Origin of the sequence: Clostridium perfringens (assembly GCF_016027375.1) — a bacterium.
GTDB classification, from domain to species: domain Bacteria; phylum Bacillota; class Clostridia; order Clostridiales; family Clostridiaceae; genus Sarcina; species Sarcina perfringens.
In genome coordinates this window covers 932,346-951,755 of the sequence record NZ_CP065681.1, presented here as the reverse complement: position 1 = coordinate 951,755, position 19,410 = coordinate 932,346, and the positions used below count along the sequence as shown (strand labels likewise).

Here is a 19,410-nt window from a genome sequence, read left to right as displayed (position 1 = left end):
TTATCTTAAATAAGTTTATTTTTCTTCATAACCATAACTATTTTTTATTAAACTTCCAAAAATATTTCTATTTAACTAAGCTTATCTTTCCATCTTTTATTATAAATTTACATTCTTTATATCCTTTTGATTTAATCTTTATGATATTTTCATCTTTATTGAAATTGCCAATTCCTATGGCTATAGTACTATCGCTCTCTAATATATTGTAACGCCCTGCACTATCTCCCCAGATTAAAGGTTTTTTCTCATATTCAACATCATTTATATAAACACTCTCTACATTTTTAAGCCATTCATCCTCTCCTAAAAACTTAAGATCGTATTTATCACCAAAAAAGCTTTTAGTTATTGTTGGAATATTACCAGAGAAATCTTTCTCAGCAGACTGTTTATTTTCTTCAACTTCTTTATTTTCTTTTTCTACGTCTTGCTTCTCTGCTTCTTTCTTAGAATCCTCTTCTTTAACTTCCACTTTTTCTTCTACTTCCTTAGCTTCTTCTTTATTTCCGTACTTATTTTCTACTTTTCCATTCTCTTTTTCTTTAGCATCCTCTTTATTTTCATCTTTGTTTATTGAGGATTCTTTGTTTTCTCCCTTTTGAGCTTCTTCTTTTTCTTTTATTTCTTCTTTACTCTCTCCCTTTTTACTTTCCTCATTTTTAACTGCTTCTTTATTTGTATCTTCACTTTCAACTTTCTTTTCATCCTGAACTAAAGTTATTTTTCCACCTTTAATAATAAATGCATATTCCTTATATCCCTTTGATTTAATCTTAATAAGATTCTCACCTTCATTATTGAAGCTTTCATATCCTATGGCTAAAGTTTTATCAGCTTCATATATAGCATAACGCTCTTTTGATTCCCACCATGAAAGCCCTGATTTATATAGAACTTCGTTTACTGAAATATCTGTTATATTCTTTAACCATTCTTCTGAATTTAAGAATTTAATATTATATTTCTTTATAAGTATTGATTCTTTGCTTATGCTTATATTGTTAGTAAAATCTATCTCTTTTTCTACTTCTGATTTTTCTTCAATATTAGCACTTTCTTTTTCTTCTTTATCTAATACTATTTGTCCATCCTTAGATATTATAAAAGTAAAATCATTATAACCCTTAGCTTTAACTTTTATTATGTTATCTTCATTTTGTTTAAAGCCTTCATATCCTATTCCTATATTATTATCACTTTTATATACAGCATAACGGTCTTTTGAATCTCCCCATACAAGACCTGATTTATATTCAACTCCATTTACAGAAACCCCTGTTATATTATTTATCCATTCTCCTGAATTTAAGAATTTAATATCATATTTCTTCATAAATGTTGATTTGCTATCAATTTTTACATCTATTTTAGGTAATTCTTTTTTCTCTTCTATAATCTCAGTTTTTTCATTACTTTTTTCATCACCTTTTGTAATGTTAAATTCAAATTCCTTTTTACCATAATATTTTGAGTCTATTTCTAACTTATAATTTTTATCTTCTTTAAATAAGCCTGATTTAAGTGTTAATTTATTCTCTGAAATTTCATAGTATGTATTTCCAGAACTTCCCCCTTGTTCTTTAGTTAGTAGAAGTTTTCCATCTAACTTTATACTATTGATATTCTTAATAAAGTCTTCACTTAAACCTGTAACTATTACATCTTCCCCTGTTTTATATTCTTTTTCTAATTTTAGGCTTATATCATCTAAGATTTTTTCAAGTTTTGTCTCAATAACCTTATCCTTATAACCAGTAGCTGAAATTGAAATTTTTATTTTATCTCCTTTTACAACTTTACTATTTATTATTAATTGATTGTCCTTTATAGAGTATAAACTCTTATCTAATTCTTTTATGCCCCCATTTATTGTTATGGATTTTATATTTTTTAAATAACTTTCATCACTACTTTCAAGAATTAAATCCTTATCCATAACTGCACTCTTAATCTCTAAACTTGGAGTTTCTAAACCAAGCACAGTTCTAAAGTTTTGAGCATCACCTAAAAGATTATCCTCTAAAACTTCTTTTACGTTATATGGTCTATTTTTATATTCCTTACTATTTTCATTCTTTAGGTATTCATCATAAGTTAGATAATCACCTTTTAAAGCTGCATCCTTCACGGCATTTAGATAATCTCTAAAATCATTTATGTGAGTTCCATCTTCATTCATTACCGCATCCCAAGAAATAGTATTCAACTCAAATCTTTTAGCTATTCCCTCTGATTCCTCTGTTCCAAGACCTAATTCATTTAATATTAAAGCATTTGCAAGTAAATCATGGTTATAAATTAAATTTGTTTGCATTATAATACTTGCACCTGATGTTTCCTCAGAGCCAGAATTATCTGCTCCCTTACTTGAGCCAACACTTGCACTACTTAGGGTATCTACAGATGAAGGCTTAATTTCTTTATTTGTTATCTTTGAAGTTACAGGTTTTATTTTAATATTATCCTTAGAATTATTTTTCTCTGATGCAATAACTTCATTTTTAATTACTTCAAAATCCTTCTCTGCTTTTTTAAATCCATCAGCATATATTTCTAAAGTGTACTTTCCTGGCTCTAAAAGATTTCCTTCTTCAGTATCTACATTTTCAGCATAAACTGTAATATACTCTGAAATAACATGATAATCCTTAAACTTAACTAGCTCTTTTCTAACATTGTTATGTGTTAAAAATACTCTATTAACTGGATTTAAAATAGCATAGTTAAAGTTATCAAGCTTAAATCTTACATCCTCTCCAGTTCTAGGATTCATCGGATAAGATACTAAAACCTTAATAGGCTCAGCTTGTACTATGTTAACAGAAATTGAAGCCCAATCTTTTCCTTCTGAATATATTTTTATAGTATGTAATTTATTATTATCTAAAGCCTTTTGATTTCCCTTAATAATAATTTTATTTCCGCTCTTTTCAAATTCTAAGTTTCGCTCTAAACTTGGATTCTTTGTTGCATCCTCAAGGGTTACTTTATTTATTTTTTCAAACCAATCTTTTTGTTCATCAGTTTTTAATTCACATTGAATATTTATTGGTGAATTTAATTCAACTTCATCCACCTTAAACATAGGAATGTAACTAGCCTTTTCTTCCTCATTATTTAAATTAAATGTAGTTTTTGCAGTGCTAATTCTAAGATTTCCATGCTTATCATAATTTCTTTGATGATAATCCCAAACAGGCATATTAGTAAAAGTTAATATTTTACTTGGTGCCGCACTAGCTGTTTTTGAAATTGAACACGTTGATATTGCTATAATAGCTGTTAATATACTTAGTTTTTTCTTATTCATTACCTTCACCCCTTACTTTACAAACTTATAAGTTCCTTCTTCTCCAGTTTTCTTACTTTTAACTTTTATTGTATTGTAGCCTAATTTATCTATTTCCCATTTAACAATTTTTCCACTGTCATCAACATTACTTGGATTTATAAGTTTGTAATTTCCATTATCTAAAACATATAAATCATAATCATTTATAGTTCCTTGATTAAAAGTAACTACTATATATTTAACCCAACCTAAATCAACTAATTTTGTATATTTTTCATTTATAGCTTTTTCTATAAAAGAACCTGATTTTGTACTATTGTTACTAATTAAATCCTTTATACTATTATGTTTTTCTTCTTTAGAGGCACTACTTATTGCATCCTTACCACTATTATTTTCTACTTTACTTACCACTTGATTATTTATGTTATTTTCTTTTGAATTTGTTCCATGATTATTTTCTGAAGCACTACTTACTGTATCTTTTTTCACATTATTTTCATCTGAATTTTTAGAAATAAGCTGATCTTTATTTATAGCTCCATCTGTTTTGCTAGAATTATTAGACTTTACAGAAGCACTGCTTATTACATCTTTACTTGAATTATTTTTATTTACTTTGCTAGAACTAGGTTGACTTTGACTTATAGCTTCAAATCCATTTTTAGAAGTATTTGTTTTTATTGAAGCACTACTTATTGCATTTGATTTATTTTTATTTGAAGTTGTACCTTTAGAATTTATTTGACTTGAAATTTTTGATTTACTATTATCCTTACTTGATGCACTACTTAAGGCATCTTTTTTATTACTATCTTCATTATTTTTAATATCACCGTTTACATCTTCATCATTTTTAGATGCACTGCTAGTTGTATCATCATTAGAATTTTCTTCTTTTGTCATATCTTTATCTTTTTCATTAGCTTCTTCACTATTCTCAGAGGCACTAGAAACAACAGCTTCCTCCATAACACTATTATTTTTCACATTCATTTTTGATTTAGCAGCAAAACCTACGGCAATTAAAACCAAAAATGAGGCTAATCCTATAATTATTTTATTTTTATTTGACATGTTTATCCCCCTTAAAATTTTTATAAAATTAATTTGTTCCCCCCTAATTTAATTTTACCTAATTGATAATGATTTTCATTAATATTATATTACACTTTGAAAATATGTCAAGTTTTTTAACTTATTAGAAATTATATGTTAATAAACAAAAAATAAGCGTAAATTAGCACTATTACTAATCTACGCTTATTCGTAATTTCTATATTAAGGGTCTTATCATAACCAAAATTTTATTTTCTATATCTCCTGATTCTACCCTTTCTTCTAACTTGAAGAATCCAACTGACCTATAAAAATTTATTAATTTATCATGTTTACCATCTGCTAATATCTTAACTCTTAAAAGCTTATAACCTTTTTCCTTGTAAAAGGTTGCTACATTATTTATAAGCTCCTCCTCAAATCCCTTCTCTTTATATTCATCTAACATTTTTATGAAATAAATATCTGCTGATTCCTCAGTTAAAGATTTCATTGAAAGAAATCCTATTTCTTTCCTTTTTCTATATATGCATAAAATGGAATTTGCTCTATTTTCTTTATAATTCTCTCAATAATATTTTTATTATAAACTTCATTCTCAAAATCACTTATTAAGTTATATGCTAAATCCTTCTTTAACTCTATATTATCAATACTCTTTATCATAGCCTCTCCTCCCATGTTTATAGCTATATTACTTTTCTTATATATTACACCAAAATTTATCTTTTAAAAACGATTTTTTACATTAATTCCGAATAAATGTTAATTTTATTTTAAAAACTTATTAATTTTCTATTTATGTTAATTTTTTTACTTATCCAATTATTACTTTAATTATTATTCCATATATTTTTTTCTTAATGTATTTTTTATTGTTTTGATTTTTTTATCTATAAAGAGTTATTATTAAATTGAAAATTTAAACAAATTTATAAAATTGGGGGAATTTATATGGAAGCTGGTTTAGTTAATCTAATTACAAGCAAAGATGAAAACTGGGACAAAAGATGGAAGTATAACTGTGCAATGTTTATATTATGTTATATTTTCATGGGGGCTGTCACAGGAATAACTAATGACTCTTATTTATCTTATTTAAACATCACTGTTCCTAATGTAGTTAAAGCACTTCCTACCTATGCATCAATTGGAACATTCATAATAGCAATGCTTTTACTATTAACTCATAAAGTAGGATTCAAGAAATTAATATTACTTGCACCTATTCTTTCAGTTCTTGGTTTATTGGTTTGTATATATAGCAAAAATGGTTTAATCATAACCTTTGCATATATAGTTGTCAATGTTGGTTTAGGAATGTTTGACTGTATTTATCCTGTAATGTTTACATCATATACTCCTAGAAAAGAAAGAACTAAAATGTTCTCTAGAGTTATGTACTGTAACCTTATTAGCCAATCAATTTTAACATTTTTCAATGGTAAAATTGTTGTTTGGAAATTTGCTAAATCTTTAGGTGTCTCTTATGATAATGCTTCTGTTTTATCAGAAAATCAAGATGCCTTAAGTTCTGTTCAATTAATGGCATATTCAGATTCATATAAATTTGTACTTTGGATTGCAATAGCCTTAACAGTAATAGCTTCAGTCTTTCTATTATTCTTAAAAGAAAAAAGTGAAGATTATAGAGAAACTCCTGAAGAAATTCAAGCTAGAAAAGGAGAAAAAGCCTTTGACTTCAAATTATTCGCTAATAAATATGTTATCTTATGGATTCTTATATTTGGAATAGTAAGATTTGGTGCTTTATTGGTAACACCATTCTTCCCAATTTATTTAAATAATTTCTTACATATAAGCAGAGGTACTGTATCATCTATCATAACATTCCAAACAGTATCTATGGTAATCGGTTACTTCTGTACCCCTTACCTAGAAAAAAAATTTGGTTCAATAGTAACCATAGCCGCAACTACTATACTTTGTGTACCACTTATGTTATTAATGGCTAACGGTGCTATGTTTGGAAGTAATGTTGCTATGATAGTAGGTATAATACTATTTTTAAGATCTGGTATAGCAAATGTTTCTGCTCCAATACAAAGTTCTTTACCATTAACCTTTGTTCCTAAAAATTTAGTTTCAGCTTATAATTCACTTATATTAGTTGTTAATTCACTTATAGGAATTGTAGCTGGTATCTATACAAGATATTCTTTATTAAAGACAGAATCTGGTTATGGAAAAGCTTACTATATAGCAGGTGCTCTTTATCTAATATCTAGCATATTACTTCTTATAGTATTTACTAAAAAATATAATAGAGCTAATAATGATTCTGAGGTAATTGAAGCTGATGCCGAAACAGCTGTATCCTCTGTAGATGATAGTATAGAAGAAACTTTAAAATAATTATAAATTAAATACTCTGATTAAACATATGATTTATGAATAAGTTTAATCAGAGTATTTTTTATTTTTCCTATCTAATCTAATATAATAAATTTTCAAAATATATTTTATATAATAAAGTAAATTAATTAGTAAGATTAAACATATTAAATATATCAACTATTCCATATCCCCACTCTGGATTTGGATAAGTATCCCCTTTTCTCTTTCTTGTACCTCTTGCAATAAAAGCTTTTAAAGTTTGAGAGAACATATATGGATAATTTCCTTCAACAATTCCCCATTGAAAAAGTAAAACACAAATCCCAGCTACTATAGCCGCTGCAACACTTGTACCATTTGCTAAAGTTGTTTTATTATCTGGTGCAACAGTAAGTGCATCTACTCCTCCTGCAGCCACATCTATTATATCAATATAATTATCCTGAAATCCTCTCCCTGAATAATTTAACTGTGTATTATTTAATTGATTATATGCAGCTACTGTTATTACAGAAGAACTAGTACCTGGGACAGTTACTGTTCCATATGGGTCAGAAGGTATCATCTTAGTTGCAGTTTTACTTACTCCCCTTGGAGGCAACCAAATATCATATCTTCCCTCTATTTCCTTTAACCCTCTAAATTTAAAACTCCATGTTCCAGCTTGAACATTGTCTAGTATAACTAATATGAGAGAATCTTCATAAATTTCTTCAGGTACATAATAACTTACTAACACTGTAGTACGCTCAATTGTAAAATCATACCTATCTCCTTTTCCAAAAAAAGGTTGAATTATTCCTGTTGTTCCTCCAGTAGGTGAAACTATTTCTATGGAAGCAATACTAGGTATTTGTACCCAAACTTCAATAATAATCTTTTTTTGATTTTCATCTATATTAAATTCATGGGTAGTTACTTGACCATCAGGTTTTATAGTTCCTGATCCGTGTAATAATGCAGTTCCTTCATTTCCAGCACCGGTAACTAAAGCAATTCCTCTATTTATCAATATAGAATCTAAAAATTCTTCTAACATACTTGTTCCTTTATGACTTCCTCTATTAGTTCCCAAAGGTAAATATATAATCATACTTTGAGATCCCTTTAAAAAATATGAATATAAATATTGTATTCCTGTAAATATCTCAGTTATATTATAAATAGGTATGTTTATTTCATACTCTTTTTTATAATAAAGTGACTGTGCAAGCTTTACAACTAAGAACTTACAATCTGGTGCAACCCCCTTTAACCTAGGATTTTTTCCTGATGATCCAATTATTCCTGCCATTGATGTTCCATGACCCACTTCATCTTTTGATGGAACTATTGTATATGGATCTCCTCCTTCTCTACTAAGTCTTATTGCTCTATTTATATCTTCTTCTGAATAAAAAGTTCCATAAGGTAAATTATCATTACTTGAACTCTCACTTGAAATTGTTTGATCCCAAATTCCTAAAATTCTTGTATTACCATCTGAATCCATAAACTCTTCGTTTAAATAATCTATTCCAGTATCTAAAATTCCAACAATAACCCCTCTACCTGTTAGATTAAAGTATGATTGTATTTGAACATATTCAACATTTGCTGCCTCTAAAGGGCTTATTTCCTGAAGTACATATCCTTCTGGATTTTTTATATAAGTAATGCTATCTATTTCTACATCTCTTCCATTTTCTTTTTTATATTTAATCATAGATATATCATTTTCATATTCCTGTAAGTTTTTATCAATAGTTATTATGGCATATCTATTATTAATTAAGGTTGCATATATTCCATCTTCACCACTAAACTCTCCTATAATATCACCTTGATACTGAACTAAATAATTTAAATAATTTTCATTATTAAATACGTTCTCTGGAGCTGAAGACTTAAATTCCATTTTATTCCCCTCCATAATAAAAATCAGAAGGCACGCTAACTAACATCCTTCCACAATAATACTCAGTATAATCTTCATTAACCTTAGCACTTCTACAAGGTGCTAAAGGAACCGCTATTATATTTTTAAATATTTCATATAAATCTAAATATCCATATCCAGTATATTCATTAGGATATGTTTGCCCAGGAATTCTAGTAGCACCATATATTAAATAGCTTCTTAACTTACTAGAATTCATTGTTCTATCATTTCCATTTATAATTCCCCATTGAAATAATAAGGCACATACCCCTACAATTATTGCCGTTGCTGGAGAACTCCCTGACATTCTTCCAACTCTACCCCCAGGAAACATGGTCAAAATATCCTTACCTGCAGTGGTTATATCTGGATTTATCCATCCATTAATATTAAAACCTTTTCCAGACTCTGCTAATAAAGATTGAGTTTGACTATTATAATAGGCTACACTTATTATATATCTAGCAGTAGATGGAACCATAAGGGTATTTAATGGATTAGGGCTAAGAAATTTTGTATTTTCAGGCAATAAAGAGCTTGGAGCTAACCATACATCATATCTTCCATTAGTTATATAATCTCCTCTTAACTCAAAAGTCCATATTCCAGGCTTAATATCTTTAAAATCTATATAAATAAGTTCATTTCCTGTAAAGGTATCAGGAACATAATAGTTAATATTAACACTGGTATCCGTTAATATAAATTTAAATGATCTCTCTAGAGAAATTTTAGCATCTATAAATGACGATTCTTCTCCACTAGGAGATTTTATATTTAAGGATACTATATTAGGTCTTTGAATCCAGAAAGCTAAGTTAAAATTTTTTATTTCTCTCGGTATTGATAATTCAACTTTTTCAACACTATTTTCAAGTTCTATAACTCCAGATGCATGTCCTTGTGCACTTCCCTCATTTCCAACTCCAGCAACTACAGCAACTCCTCTTATTGAGCCAATTGTAGTTAAATATCTAGAAAAAGTCCTCTTCCATCATGACTTGCTTCAGTGCATCCTATTGCTAAACAAATTACTAGTGGTCTCTTAAGACTAAATGCATAATTTTTAAGATATTCTATTCCAGCTATAATTTCAGCTTCATTATAAACTGGAACATCCTCTATTCCATTTTCTCTAAATGCTTTTTCATAGCTAAGTGAAGTTAATAGTTTTACAATAGCAAAATCACAATTAGGTGCAATACCTTTAATATTCCTATTATATCCACGGGCTCCTATTATGCTAGCTAGTTTAGTTCCATGTCCTATCTCATCTCTACTATCAACAATATCATATGGATCTCCTCCATCTGCCTTACTTTTAATAGCATTATTTATGTCTTCATTAGTAAATATGGACCCTACATAAACTGAATCATTAGGTTTTTTAGTACTCTTTTGGTCCCAAATAGTAAGTATTCTAGAGGTATCATCTTCTCTCATAAATTCCTTATTAAGATAATCTATTCCCGTATCAACTATTCCAACTATGACTCCGCTTCCATCAAGTCCTAAATAAGGATTATTTACAATTGTGGAGATATTATCAGTTTCTTGTGGAGATACCTCCTGTAAAACATAAGGCACTCTTGTCTGTATATAAAGAATTGATGGAACATCTTTTCTTAGTTGTTTTAAATACTGTGGTGGTGTTGAAACAACACCTAAGGTATCAGTAATCGCGTCTCCACATGCATAAGGAATTTTTTCTAACTCTTCTTTTAAATTTCCTCTATATTCAACTAAATAATCTGGAGAATCTTCACTTAAAAAGTTTGGACATTGTACTGATTCTATGGCTCCTCACCTCTTAAAATTAACTCTTATTTTAATTTACTCTATAATTTAAATAATGTTACAAATAACTCTTTTCTCTCTGCCTAATCCTTTATAAAAAACCTATAAATTTTACATTAAACTTTAAATTCAAATTACTATATAAAAATATTTCTGCAAACAAAAAATTGCCACCAATGAACTTTTATATAGTTAAATTGGTGGCAATTTATTTATCAAATCATTCTATTTATGCTTATAAAATAATTTATTTCTTATTTAATTTTACAACTGTCTCTACGTGAGGAGTGTTAGGGAACATATCCATAAGTAAAGTTTTTTCTATTTCATATCCCTTAGCTTCTAAAACTTTTAAGTCAGTTACTAGAGTTTTTGGATTACATGAAACATATATTATTTGTGGAGCATTAAATTTTATAACGTAGTCTAATGCCTTTGGATGTACCCCACTTCTTGGTGGATCTAAAATTATTATATCTGGTTTATCCTTAACTGTTTTTATAACCTCAGCTACATCTCCAGCTATAAAGTTACAATTATTTAATCCATTTAATTTTGCATTCTCATTAGCTGCCATAGCTGCCTCTTCTATAAGTTCAATTCCAATAACCTTAGAAGCTTTTCCTGCTGCTATTTGACCTATTGTTCCTGTTCCGCAATAAAGATCAAATACTACTTTATTGTCAGCAGCCCCCATAAAATCTCTCACTATGCTATATAGCTTTTCAGCTCCTAGTGAGTTTGTTTGGAAGAATGAGAATGGAGATATTTTAAAGTTTAATCCTAAAAGATTTTCTGTTATAAAATCATCACCATATAGAATGTTTACTTTCTCTGGTATAACAGCCTCTGATAAAGCATCACTTTCTGTATGTATTATTGATTTTAATTTTCCTTTTAAGTTTAATCCTTTTATAAGCTCAGAAAACTCTGTTAAATCAAAATCTATTTGAGTTGTAGTAACTAAATTCACAAGAATTTCTTCTGTCTTAACACTTTTTCTTACTACTAGGTATCTTAAATACCCTGTTCTAGGCATTATTTTATAGAAAGGTAATCCTTTTTCTCTGAAATATTTAACTGTTGTATCTAGTATATTTCTAAAATCTTCATCAACTAATACACACTTATCAACATTTACTATTCCAAAAGATTTTCCCTTCATATGCATTCCAAGGGTAAGTTCTCCACCTTTTTCTTCGTCTCCAAAAGTGTATTCCATCTTATTTCTATATTCCCATTGAATTGGACTAGTTTCTATACCTAAAAACTCTCCTGTTGGAACCTCAGCCTCTTTAAATAAATCTTTAACTTGTTCAACCTTAAGCTCTAATTGTTTCTCATAAGGAATTGTTTGAGAAGAACATCCTCCACATACTCCAAAGTGTGGACACTTTTGGTCTTCCTCATAACTAGCTTTTTCTCTTACTTCAGAAACTCTAATTTCTGCATACTCTTTTCTTTTTTTAGTTACTCTACCAAAGACTTTTTGTCCTGGGAAAGTATTTTTAGCATAAACTTTTAATCCATCTACAAAGCCGAATCCTTTAGCAGGGAACTCTATTCCCTCTACTAATAATTCTATTTCATTACCTTTTCTCATTAGTTGTCTCCCTTACTAATAAATTATTTATTTTCTAAAAACTTTTTCACCTAATGTTAATTTGAACTTTCTACCTTCCATTATAGCTCTGTAAAGTATGTTCATAATAACAAATATTACAAAATAAAAAGGAATTCTTCCTTCTAAAGATATCTTATAGCCAAAAGGTCTCATTAGCAAATCTACTATAAAGAAGGCTGCTAAAGATAATAATAATACTACTGTTTGATCTATAATTCCTTCTAATATTCTTTTAAAGAAAGAAGTCTCTTTCTCACCTTTTTCACCAATATCTTTTTTGTCTTTATCTTGTTTATTCATAAATTCCTCATCAATAGCCATAGTATTGGTATCTAATGATATACTCTCTAATACCGCTGCTTCTTTTTCATATGAGTCCATTTTCTCATTTGTTACTGATGTTTCATCACTTTTTAAAGCATTTTCTTGCTCTTTAGTGAATTTGTTATCGTCCATAATATCCTCCTAAAAGCATTAAATATTATTCTGAAATACATTAATTAAATATACTATATTTATTATCTTATGTAAATCAAATCTATTTAATTATAGTGTATTATTATGGCAAAACTATTACATTTTAATTATGAATATAAGAAAGAGAAGCTTATAAGACCAAACTTCCCTTTTAGAACTCTCTATTTAATTTAAAACTCTCTTATCTTCTACCCTTTTAGTTATTTCTTCATTATCTAAATACTCTAAAATTGCTACTAAATACTTTCTAGAAACACCTAAAAGCTCCTTAGTTTCTCCTAAAGTAATAGAACCATTTTTATTTAGCCATTCTATTATTTTTTCTTTAACACCTTGTAATACCTCTTTGTGCATTACAACCTCTTCTGGAAGTTTAATTAAAGTGCCCTCTTCAATTAAAAGGTTATATATTTTTATATATTCCTTTTCTAACTTTTTATCTTCAATGAGCTCTTTTATCTTTGGAGAAACTATTCCACTTTCTAAATAAGCTTTTAATATTTTTTCCCTAATCCCCTTTTGAGCTTTTGTTAGTTTTATCTCAAAATCCTTTAGTGAAATTATATTAACTCCTTCCTTTATTATCTCTTTTTCCTTCATAAGTTCTAAGAAACTTTGGAATATTTTTTGCTTAATCTTATTTGAAAAACTCTTACTTCTAAGTTCTTCTTTATTCATCCCTACTTTTAATGGATTTTCTTCATGGAATCTTCTTAGAATTTCATAAATTTCTTCACTCTTTTTAGTGAAAAATTTATTATGAATAAATACTTTAGATTTACCATTATCTATTCCTATAATTTTCTTATCCTCACAAAGCTTTTCCAATATAAAATCTATATTTTCTATATTTCTTCCTAATCCTTTTATAACCTCTTGTGAATTTGGGAAGGTTTCACTTAAAGATAGTACTACATTTTCAACTATGTCCTCTATGCTTCCTTTTTCCATAAGCTTTAGTTCATTTAAATAATCCTCTTTAAACCTTTTAGCTTTTTTTGCTACGGGATTTATTATTTTACCTCCACCTAAGGTTGTCATAGGAGAATAATTTCTTATAACTAAGTTATCACCCTTTTGAGCACATATTTCACTTTCTAGTCTTAACTGTATATATGCCTCTTCACCAGGCTTTACCTCTTCTTTATCAAGTAGGACTATTCTTCCAAATATCTCTGATGTACCATGATATATTCTTACTCTCTGTCTATTAACTAAGTTTTTTTCATTAGACTTTAAGTATCTAAACTTACAATCTACCATGTAAGATGGCTGAATGGTATTAGAAGTACACACAACCATTCCTCTAGTTACTTCCTCTTTAGTAACTCCTGATAAGTTTAATGCACATCTTTGACCAGCTTCCCCCATTTCAACATTCTCATCATGAACTTGAATATTTCTAACTCTAGCTTCTATTCCACTTGGATTAATTTGGACTAAATCGCCTAATTTTACACTTCCACTTAATATAGTTCCTGTAGCTACTGTTCCAAATCCACTTACTGAAAAGCTTCTATCAACAGCTAGTCTAAAATGGCCTTCCTTATCCTTTTGCTCTATTTCTTCTACTGCACTATCTATCTCAGTTATTAATTCATCAATTCCTTCTTTAGTTTTAGAAGAAACCTCTATCATGGTTGCATCTTTAAAACTAGTTGATTTTAAATAATTCTTTATATCTTCTTTTATCATTTCTGCCCATTCTTCATCAACTAAATCCCTTTTAGTTAAGGCAACTATACACTTTTTAACTTCTAAAAGTTCTAATATTTCTAAATGTTCCTTTGTTTGAGGCATTATTCCTTCATCTAGGGCAATAATTAGAAGAACTACATCTAGTGATGTAGCTCCTGCTAACATATTTTTGATGAATTTTTCATGCCCTGGAACATCTATTATGCCCGCTCTTTTTCCTGAAGGCAAATCAAAGAAAGTAAACCCTAAGTTAATTGATATACCTCTTTTTTTCTCCTCATCAAGCTTATCAGTTTCTCTACCTGTTAAGGCCTTTATAAGAGTTGTTTTACCATGATCTATATGCCCTGATGTTCCTATAATCACATGTTTCATCTATTTTTCACCTATTCCCTTTAAAGCATTAAATATGACTTCATAATCATCTTCTAAGATTGTTCTAAGATCTATATAAACTGCCCCTTTATAAACTCTAGTTATTATAGGTATTTTATATTCTCTTAGCTCTCTTTCTAAATTAACTTCATTTATGCTATCTGAATCTATTCTAAGTAAATAAGTACTTAATTTACTATCTGGCATTGAACCTCCACCAACTGTTGATTCACCTTCTTCTATAGAAAATTTATAGAACTTATTTAATCTTTCTAAATTCTTATAAAGTCTATTAGCTCTTTCTTTTATTTCCTTTAAATCTAAAGTCATCATATGAAGAGTTGGTATTTTTTCAATTGCCTCTTTTTCATTTAAATAATGTTTTAAAGTAATTTCTAAAGCAGCTAAAGTAAATTTATCAACTCTTAGAGCTCTAGTTAATTGATTCCTTTTTATTTTATCTATGAATTTCTTTTTACCTACAATAATCCCAGCCTGTGCTCCACCAAGCATCTTATCTCCAGAGAATGTTACAACATCTACTCCAGATTCTAAACTTTCTATTACTGTAGGCTCTTTTTCTAATCCATATTTACTTAAATCAATTAAAACACCACTTCCAATGTCCTCTATTACAGGTATATCATTTTCCTTTGCTAAGTTACATATCTCATTAGCACTTACACTCTTAGTAAAACCTACTATTTTAAAGTTTGAGCTATGAACTTTTAGAAAGGCTCCAGTTTCTTCTGTTATGGCATCCTCATAATCATATAAATGTGTTCTATTAGTTGTTCCCACTTCTACAAGCTTAGCTCTTGAAAAATTCATAACTTCTGGAATTCTAAAAGAGCCCCCTATTTCTACAAGTTCCCCTCTAGAAACAATTACCTCTTTATTTTCACAAAGAGAATTTAATACAAGCATTATGGCCGCTGCATTATTATTTACCACTAAGGCTGCCTCAGCTCCTGTAATATCTTTTATGATACCTTCTATAAGGGAGTATCTAGATCCTCTTTCTCCCTTTTCTAAATCATACTCTAGATTGCTATAGCTTGAAGCGGCTAAAGCAACTGCTTCAGTGGCCTCTTTGCTTAACAAAGATCTTCCTAAATTAGTATGAATAACAACACCTGTTCCATTAATAACCCTTTTTAAATTTCTTTCTCTTTTTTTAAGTAATCTATGCTCACATTTACTCTTAGCTTCTTCCTTAGTTAAGGCATAATCTACCTCTTCATTTAGAATAGCTTTCCTATTTTCATTGATTATATCTCTTAAAGCACTTACAACTGTTTCTCTCCCATTTTCATTTAAAAAGTCCTCATTAAAAATACCAAGTATTTCATCTATCTTAGGCAAAGCTCTAAGAAGTTCTTTTGTCATGTTATCCTCCTAAAAATTACTCTACTACTATATATGCATCATTGAAATCTTCAACACGTCCTATAACAGAACTTTCTACCTCTAACTTTTCTAATCTAGTTAGTATGTCTATGTAATCTTTCTCTTTACAACTGATTAATAATCCACCTGATGTTTGAGGATCAAATAATATATCTTCCATCCAACTTTCAACATTATTTAGAAGATATTTTCCTTCTAAGTATCTTTTATTCTCATAACACCCAGCTGGTATTAATCCCATACTAGCATATTCTTTAGCTTCTTTAATAAATGGAATTGCATCTTTAAAGATTCTAAAGGTTTTTTTAGATGGTTCTGCCATTTCATATGCATGCCCTATTAGTGAAAATCCTGTTATATCCGTACATGATGTTATATGATAGTCAGTTATTATTTCACCTGCATACTTATTTAAATATGCCATTACTTTTACTGCTTTTTCATAAGCTTCCTTAGAAGCTATCTTAGCCTTAATAGCTGTATTTATTATTCCAAGACCAATTGGTTTAGTTAATATTAAAATATCACCTGTCTCTGATCCATAGTTTTTAAGAACTTTATCTGGATGAACAATTCCTGTAACAGATAAACCATATTTAGGTTCATCATCTTGAACGGTATGTCCTCCAACTATTACAGCTCCAGCCTCTAATACCTTATCTGCTCCCCCTCTTAATATTTCACCTAATATATTCATATTTAAGCAATTAGGAAAACAAACTATATTTAATGCCACTATAGGCTTTCCTCCCATGGCATAAACATCACTTAAGGAGTTTGCTGCAGCTATCTGTCCAAAGGTATATGGGTCATCTACTATTGGAGTAAAGAAATCTAATGTTTGTATTGTTGCCATTTCATCATTTAATTTATATACTGCCGCATCATCAGATGTATCTATTCCAACAATCAAATTTTTATCATTCATCTTTGGTAATTTACTTAAAATTTCTGAAAGAGCCCCCGGCCCTATTTTGGCTGCTCAACCAGAAGTCTTTGATAGCTCAGTTAATCTTTTTTCTATCATAAAACTCCACCTCTTTTCTAAATAATAATATTCATTATATCATATTACTTTATAGAAATTTTATCTTTTATCTTCTCTAAGGTTTTTTCTCCTATACCACTTACATTTGTAATATCATCAACACTTTTAAATCCGCCAATTTCATCTCTATAATCTATTATGGCCTGTGCCTTACTTTCTCCTATTCCATTTAAGGTCATAAGTGTTTCTTTAGAGGCAGTATTTATATTTATAACTGAACTTTCATTTTTCTCACCTTTGTCACCTGATGAATTAGTAGGAATACTATTAGTAACTTCAGCATTTAAGCTTTCATTTAAATTTGCCTCTTCACTTTCAACATCATTTATATTTTTAATCACTATACATTGCCCGTCACTTAAATATAAAGCTCTATTTATATTACTTAAATCTGCTTCATCAGTTGGTCCTCCTGCTTCTTCTATAAGCTCATAAATTCTACTTCCATTTTTTAATTCATAGACATTAGGCTTTTTTACCTCGCCCTTAATCTCTACAACTATTTTTTCTTCACCTAAGCTAGTTTCTTTTTCTTCTTTTTCACTTTCTATATCACTATCTTTTTCTTCTTTAATATTATTACTCTCTTCTTTCTTTGAATCTGATTCTTTTTCATTAAACTTTTCTAATTCATTATTCTCTTCTGATTCCTCTCTATCTAAAAATAGTTTTTCCATATCACTATTACTTATTTTTTTATCATTTGTCTTTGAGTAACCAATAAATAAAAATAAAATAGCTATTACAGCAATTATTAAACTACCTATAATTTTTTCTTTTCTCTTCATGACTCCTCCATATTATATAAATTCTTAGAAATTTATTAAAAAATAAAGTTTCAAATCAATAAATTCTCATATTTCTTTAACATTATTGACAATTTCTCCATTTTTGAGTACCAAATTAATACAAATTTATAGAAAATATACTCTATTATTGTTATAATAATTATTGCAATTAAAATTAAAAATTTTGGAGGCTCTATGAGTATAAAGTTTAAGAATTTAAAAATAAAACTTAATTTTATAATATCTATGGCTTTTATCTTCTCTTTAATTTTAAGTACTAATGTTTTTGCTGAAAGTAATGTACCGGAAATTAAAGGTGAAGGAATGGTTCTTATGGATGGAACTACAGGGGAGGTTTTAGCTGAAAAAAATGCTAATGAAAAACTTGCTCCTGCATCTACTACTAAAACTATGACAGCTTTACTTACAGTAGAAAAAGCTAACTTAAATGATGTTGTTACTATAGGAAAGAATCCTCCTTTAGCTGAAGGAACCCGTGTTGGTCTTCAAGAAGGAGATAAATATACAGTTGAAGAATTGCTTAATGCATTATTAATACAATCAGCTAATGATGCTGCTGTAGCTTTAGCTGAACATATTTCTGGCTCTGAAGAAAAATTTGCAAAGCTTATGAATGAGCGTGCAGAAGAATTAGGAGCTAAAAATACTCACTTTGTTAATGCTAGTGGACTTTTTGAGGATGATCATATGACTACCCCTTATGATCTAGCTCTAATAATGAATGCAGCTTCAAAAAATCCAATAATTGATGAAATTACAAAAAAAACAGTTTATGAAATGCCTAAAAGCATTGTAAGTGGAGAACCTATATGGGCAAATAATAATAATCAACTTATTCACCAAACAAGCCCATATTATAATAAAGATATTTTTTGTAACAAAACAGGATATACAACTAAATCAAGGCATACATTTACTTGTGCAGCTAAAAGGGGTGATAGAAAATTAATCCTTACCCTACTAGGTTATGACACTAAGGATCAATACTATGAAGATACAAAAAATCTTTTAGATTATGGCTTTGATAATTTTTCTTTAGTTAAATTATATTCTAAAAATGATGTTGTAAAAGAATATTACATTGATGATAAGAACACCTTATCTTTAGTAGTTCCTGAAGATATTTATAAAACATTTAAGAACTCTGAAATAGAGAACTTATCTACAGATGAAATAAAGAAAAATTTAAACATAGACTTTTCAGTAAAAGCAACTAAACCTATATCTAGGGGTACTGACATATTAAAAGATACTGATTCTTTTACTGGAACACTTATGATTGGAAATACTCCTTATAAAACCTTAAATCTTTTAAACAGTAATGATATAACTTATACAAGTTTTGAAAAAATTATGTTTAAATTAAAGGGTTTTAGTGGATTTTACATAGCTTTAGGTGTTATAGGTTTAATATTTTTAATAATCTTAATACTATTTATGATTAGACTTATATCAACTATAAAAAGAATAAGAAATAGAAAAAAACGTAATTCATATTTTTATAATTAAAAAACAAGTAGTTTTAAGCCAATGCTTAAA

13 protein-coding genes and 1 pseudogene are annotated in these 19,410 nt (G+C 28.6%); 2 read left to right on the top strand and 12 right to left on the bottom strand.

What is annotated here, in order from left to right; translation table 11 throughout:
* Positions 1 to 67: 67 nt before the first annotated feature.
* From I6G60_RS04800 to I6G60_RS15255, 4 genes are all read right to left on the bottom strand, one after another.
* Complete coding sequence (locus tag I6G60_RS04800; RefSeq protein WP_138329816.1) at positions 68 to 3,313, bottom strand: hemoblobin-interacting domain-containing protein; 3,246 nt, start codon at positions 3,311 to 3,313, stop codon at positions 68 to 70.
* Positions 3,314 to 3,325: 12 nt separating this feature from the next.
* A complete protein-coding gene (locus tag I6G60_RS04795) occupies positions 3,326 to 4,372 on the bottom strand; it encodes a hypothetical protein (protein WP_011591054.1) in 1,047 nt (348 codons plus the stop codon).
* A 199-nt stretch (positions 4,373 to 4,571) separates the two neighbouring features.
* Positions 4,572 to 4,847, bottom strand: a complete 276-nt coding sequence (locus tag I6G60_RS15260) for a hypothetical protein (protein WP_223932465.1) — start codon at positions 4,845 to 4,847, stop codon at positions 4,572 to 4,574.
* Between the two features lie 11 nt (positions 4,848 to 4,858).
* The gene (locus I6G60_RS15255) at positions 4,859 to 5,020 is read right to left on the bottom strand and encodes a hypothetical protein (RefSeq protein ID WP_223932466.1); all 162 of its coding nucleotides are present in this window, start codon (positions 5,018 to 5,020) and stop codon (positions 4,859 to 4,861) included.
* A 288-nt stretch (positions 5,021 to 5,308) separates the two neighbouring features.
* Between I6G60_RS15255 and I6G60_RS04785 the strand changes: the two genes are divergently transcribed.
* Positions 5,309 to 6,730, top strand: coding sequence for an MFS transporter (locus I6G60_RS04785; RefSeq protein WP_003455192.1), 1,422 nt, complete (start codon positions 5,309 to 5,311; stop codon positions 6,728 to 6,730).
* A 124-nt stretch (positions 6,731 to 6,854) separates the two neighbouring features.
* Here I6G60_RS04785 and I6G60_RS04780 read toward each other — a convergent pair whose 3' ends face one another.
* The 8 genes and pseudogenes from I6G60_RS04780 to I6G60_RS04745 form a co-directional block, all read right to left on the bottom strand.
* Positions 6,855 to 8,609, bottom strand: coding sequence for a S8 family peptidase (locus I6G60_RS04780; protein ID WP_138329818.1), 1,755 nt, complete (start codon positions 8,607 to 8,609; stop codon positions 6,855 to 6,857).
* A 1-nt stretch (position 8,610) separates the two neighbouring features.
* Positions 8,611 to 10,430: pseudogene (locus tag I6G60_RS15465) on the bottom strand (S8 family peptidase).
* A gap of 247 nt (positions 10,431 to 10,677) precedes the next feature.
* Positions 10,678 to 12,033: a 23S rRNA (uracil(1939)-C(5))-methyltransferase RlmD gene (gene rlmD, locus I6G60_RS04770; RefSeq protein ID WP_110034814.1), complete on the bottom strand. Its 1,356-nt coding sequence runs from the start codon at positions 12,031 to 12,033 to the stop codon at positions 10,678 to 10,680.
* A 27-nt stretch (positions 12,034 to 12,060) separates the two neighbouring features.
* Positions 12,061 to 12,510: an RDD family protein gene (locus I6G60_RS04765; RefSeq protein ID WP_003454831.1), complete on the bottom strand. Its 450-nt coding sequence runs from the start codon at positions 12,508 to 12,510 to the stop codon at positions 12,061 to 12,063.
* Between the two features lie 186 nt (positions 12,511 to 12,696).
* A complete protein-coding gene (selB, locus tag I6G60_RS04760; protein WP_110071575.1) occupies positions 12,697 to 14,604 on the bottom strand; it encodes a selenocysteine-specific translation elongation factor in 1,908 nt (635 codons plus the stop codon).
* A complete protein-coding gene (selA, locus tag I6G60_RS04755) occupies positions 14,605 to 15,993 on the bottom strand; it encodes an L-seryl-tRNA(Sec) selenium transferase (RefSeq protein ID WP_004457845.1) in 1,389 nt (462 codons plus the stop codon).
* Positions 15,994 to 16,009: 16 nt separating this feature from the next.
* Complete coding sequence (selD, locus tag I6G60_RS04750) at positions 16,010 to 17,041, bottom strand: selenide, water dikinase SelD (protein ID WP_078209959.1); 1,032 nt, start codon at positions 17,039 to 17,041, stop codon at positions 16,010 to 16,012.
* Positions 17,042 to 17,085: 44 nt separating this feature from the next.
* A complete protein-coding gene (locus tag I6G60_RS04745) occupies positions 17,086 to 17,850 on the bottom strand; it encodes a helix-hairpin-helix domain-containing protein (RefSeq protein ID WP_004457742.1) in 765 nt (254 codons plus the stop codon).
* Positions 17,851 to 18,045: 195 nt separating this feature from the next.
* Between I6G60_RS04745 and I6G60_RS04740 the strand changes: the two genes are divergently transcribed.
* Positions 18,046 to 19,380, top strand: a complete 1,335-nt coding sequence (locus I6G60_RS04740) for a D-alanyl-D-alanine carboxypeptidase family protein (protein WP_004457852.1) — start codon at positions 18,046 to 18,048, stop codon at positions 19,378 to 19,380.
* The last annotated feature ends 30 nt before the right edge of the window (positions 19,381 to 19,410 follow it).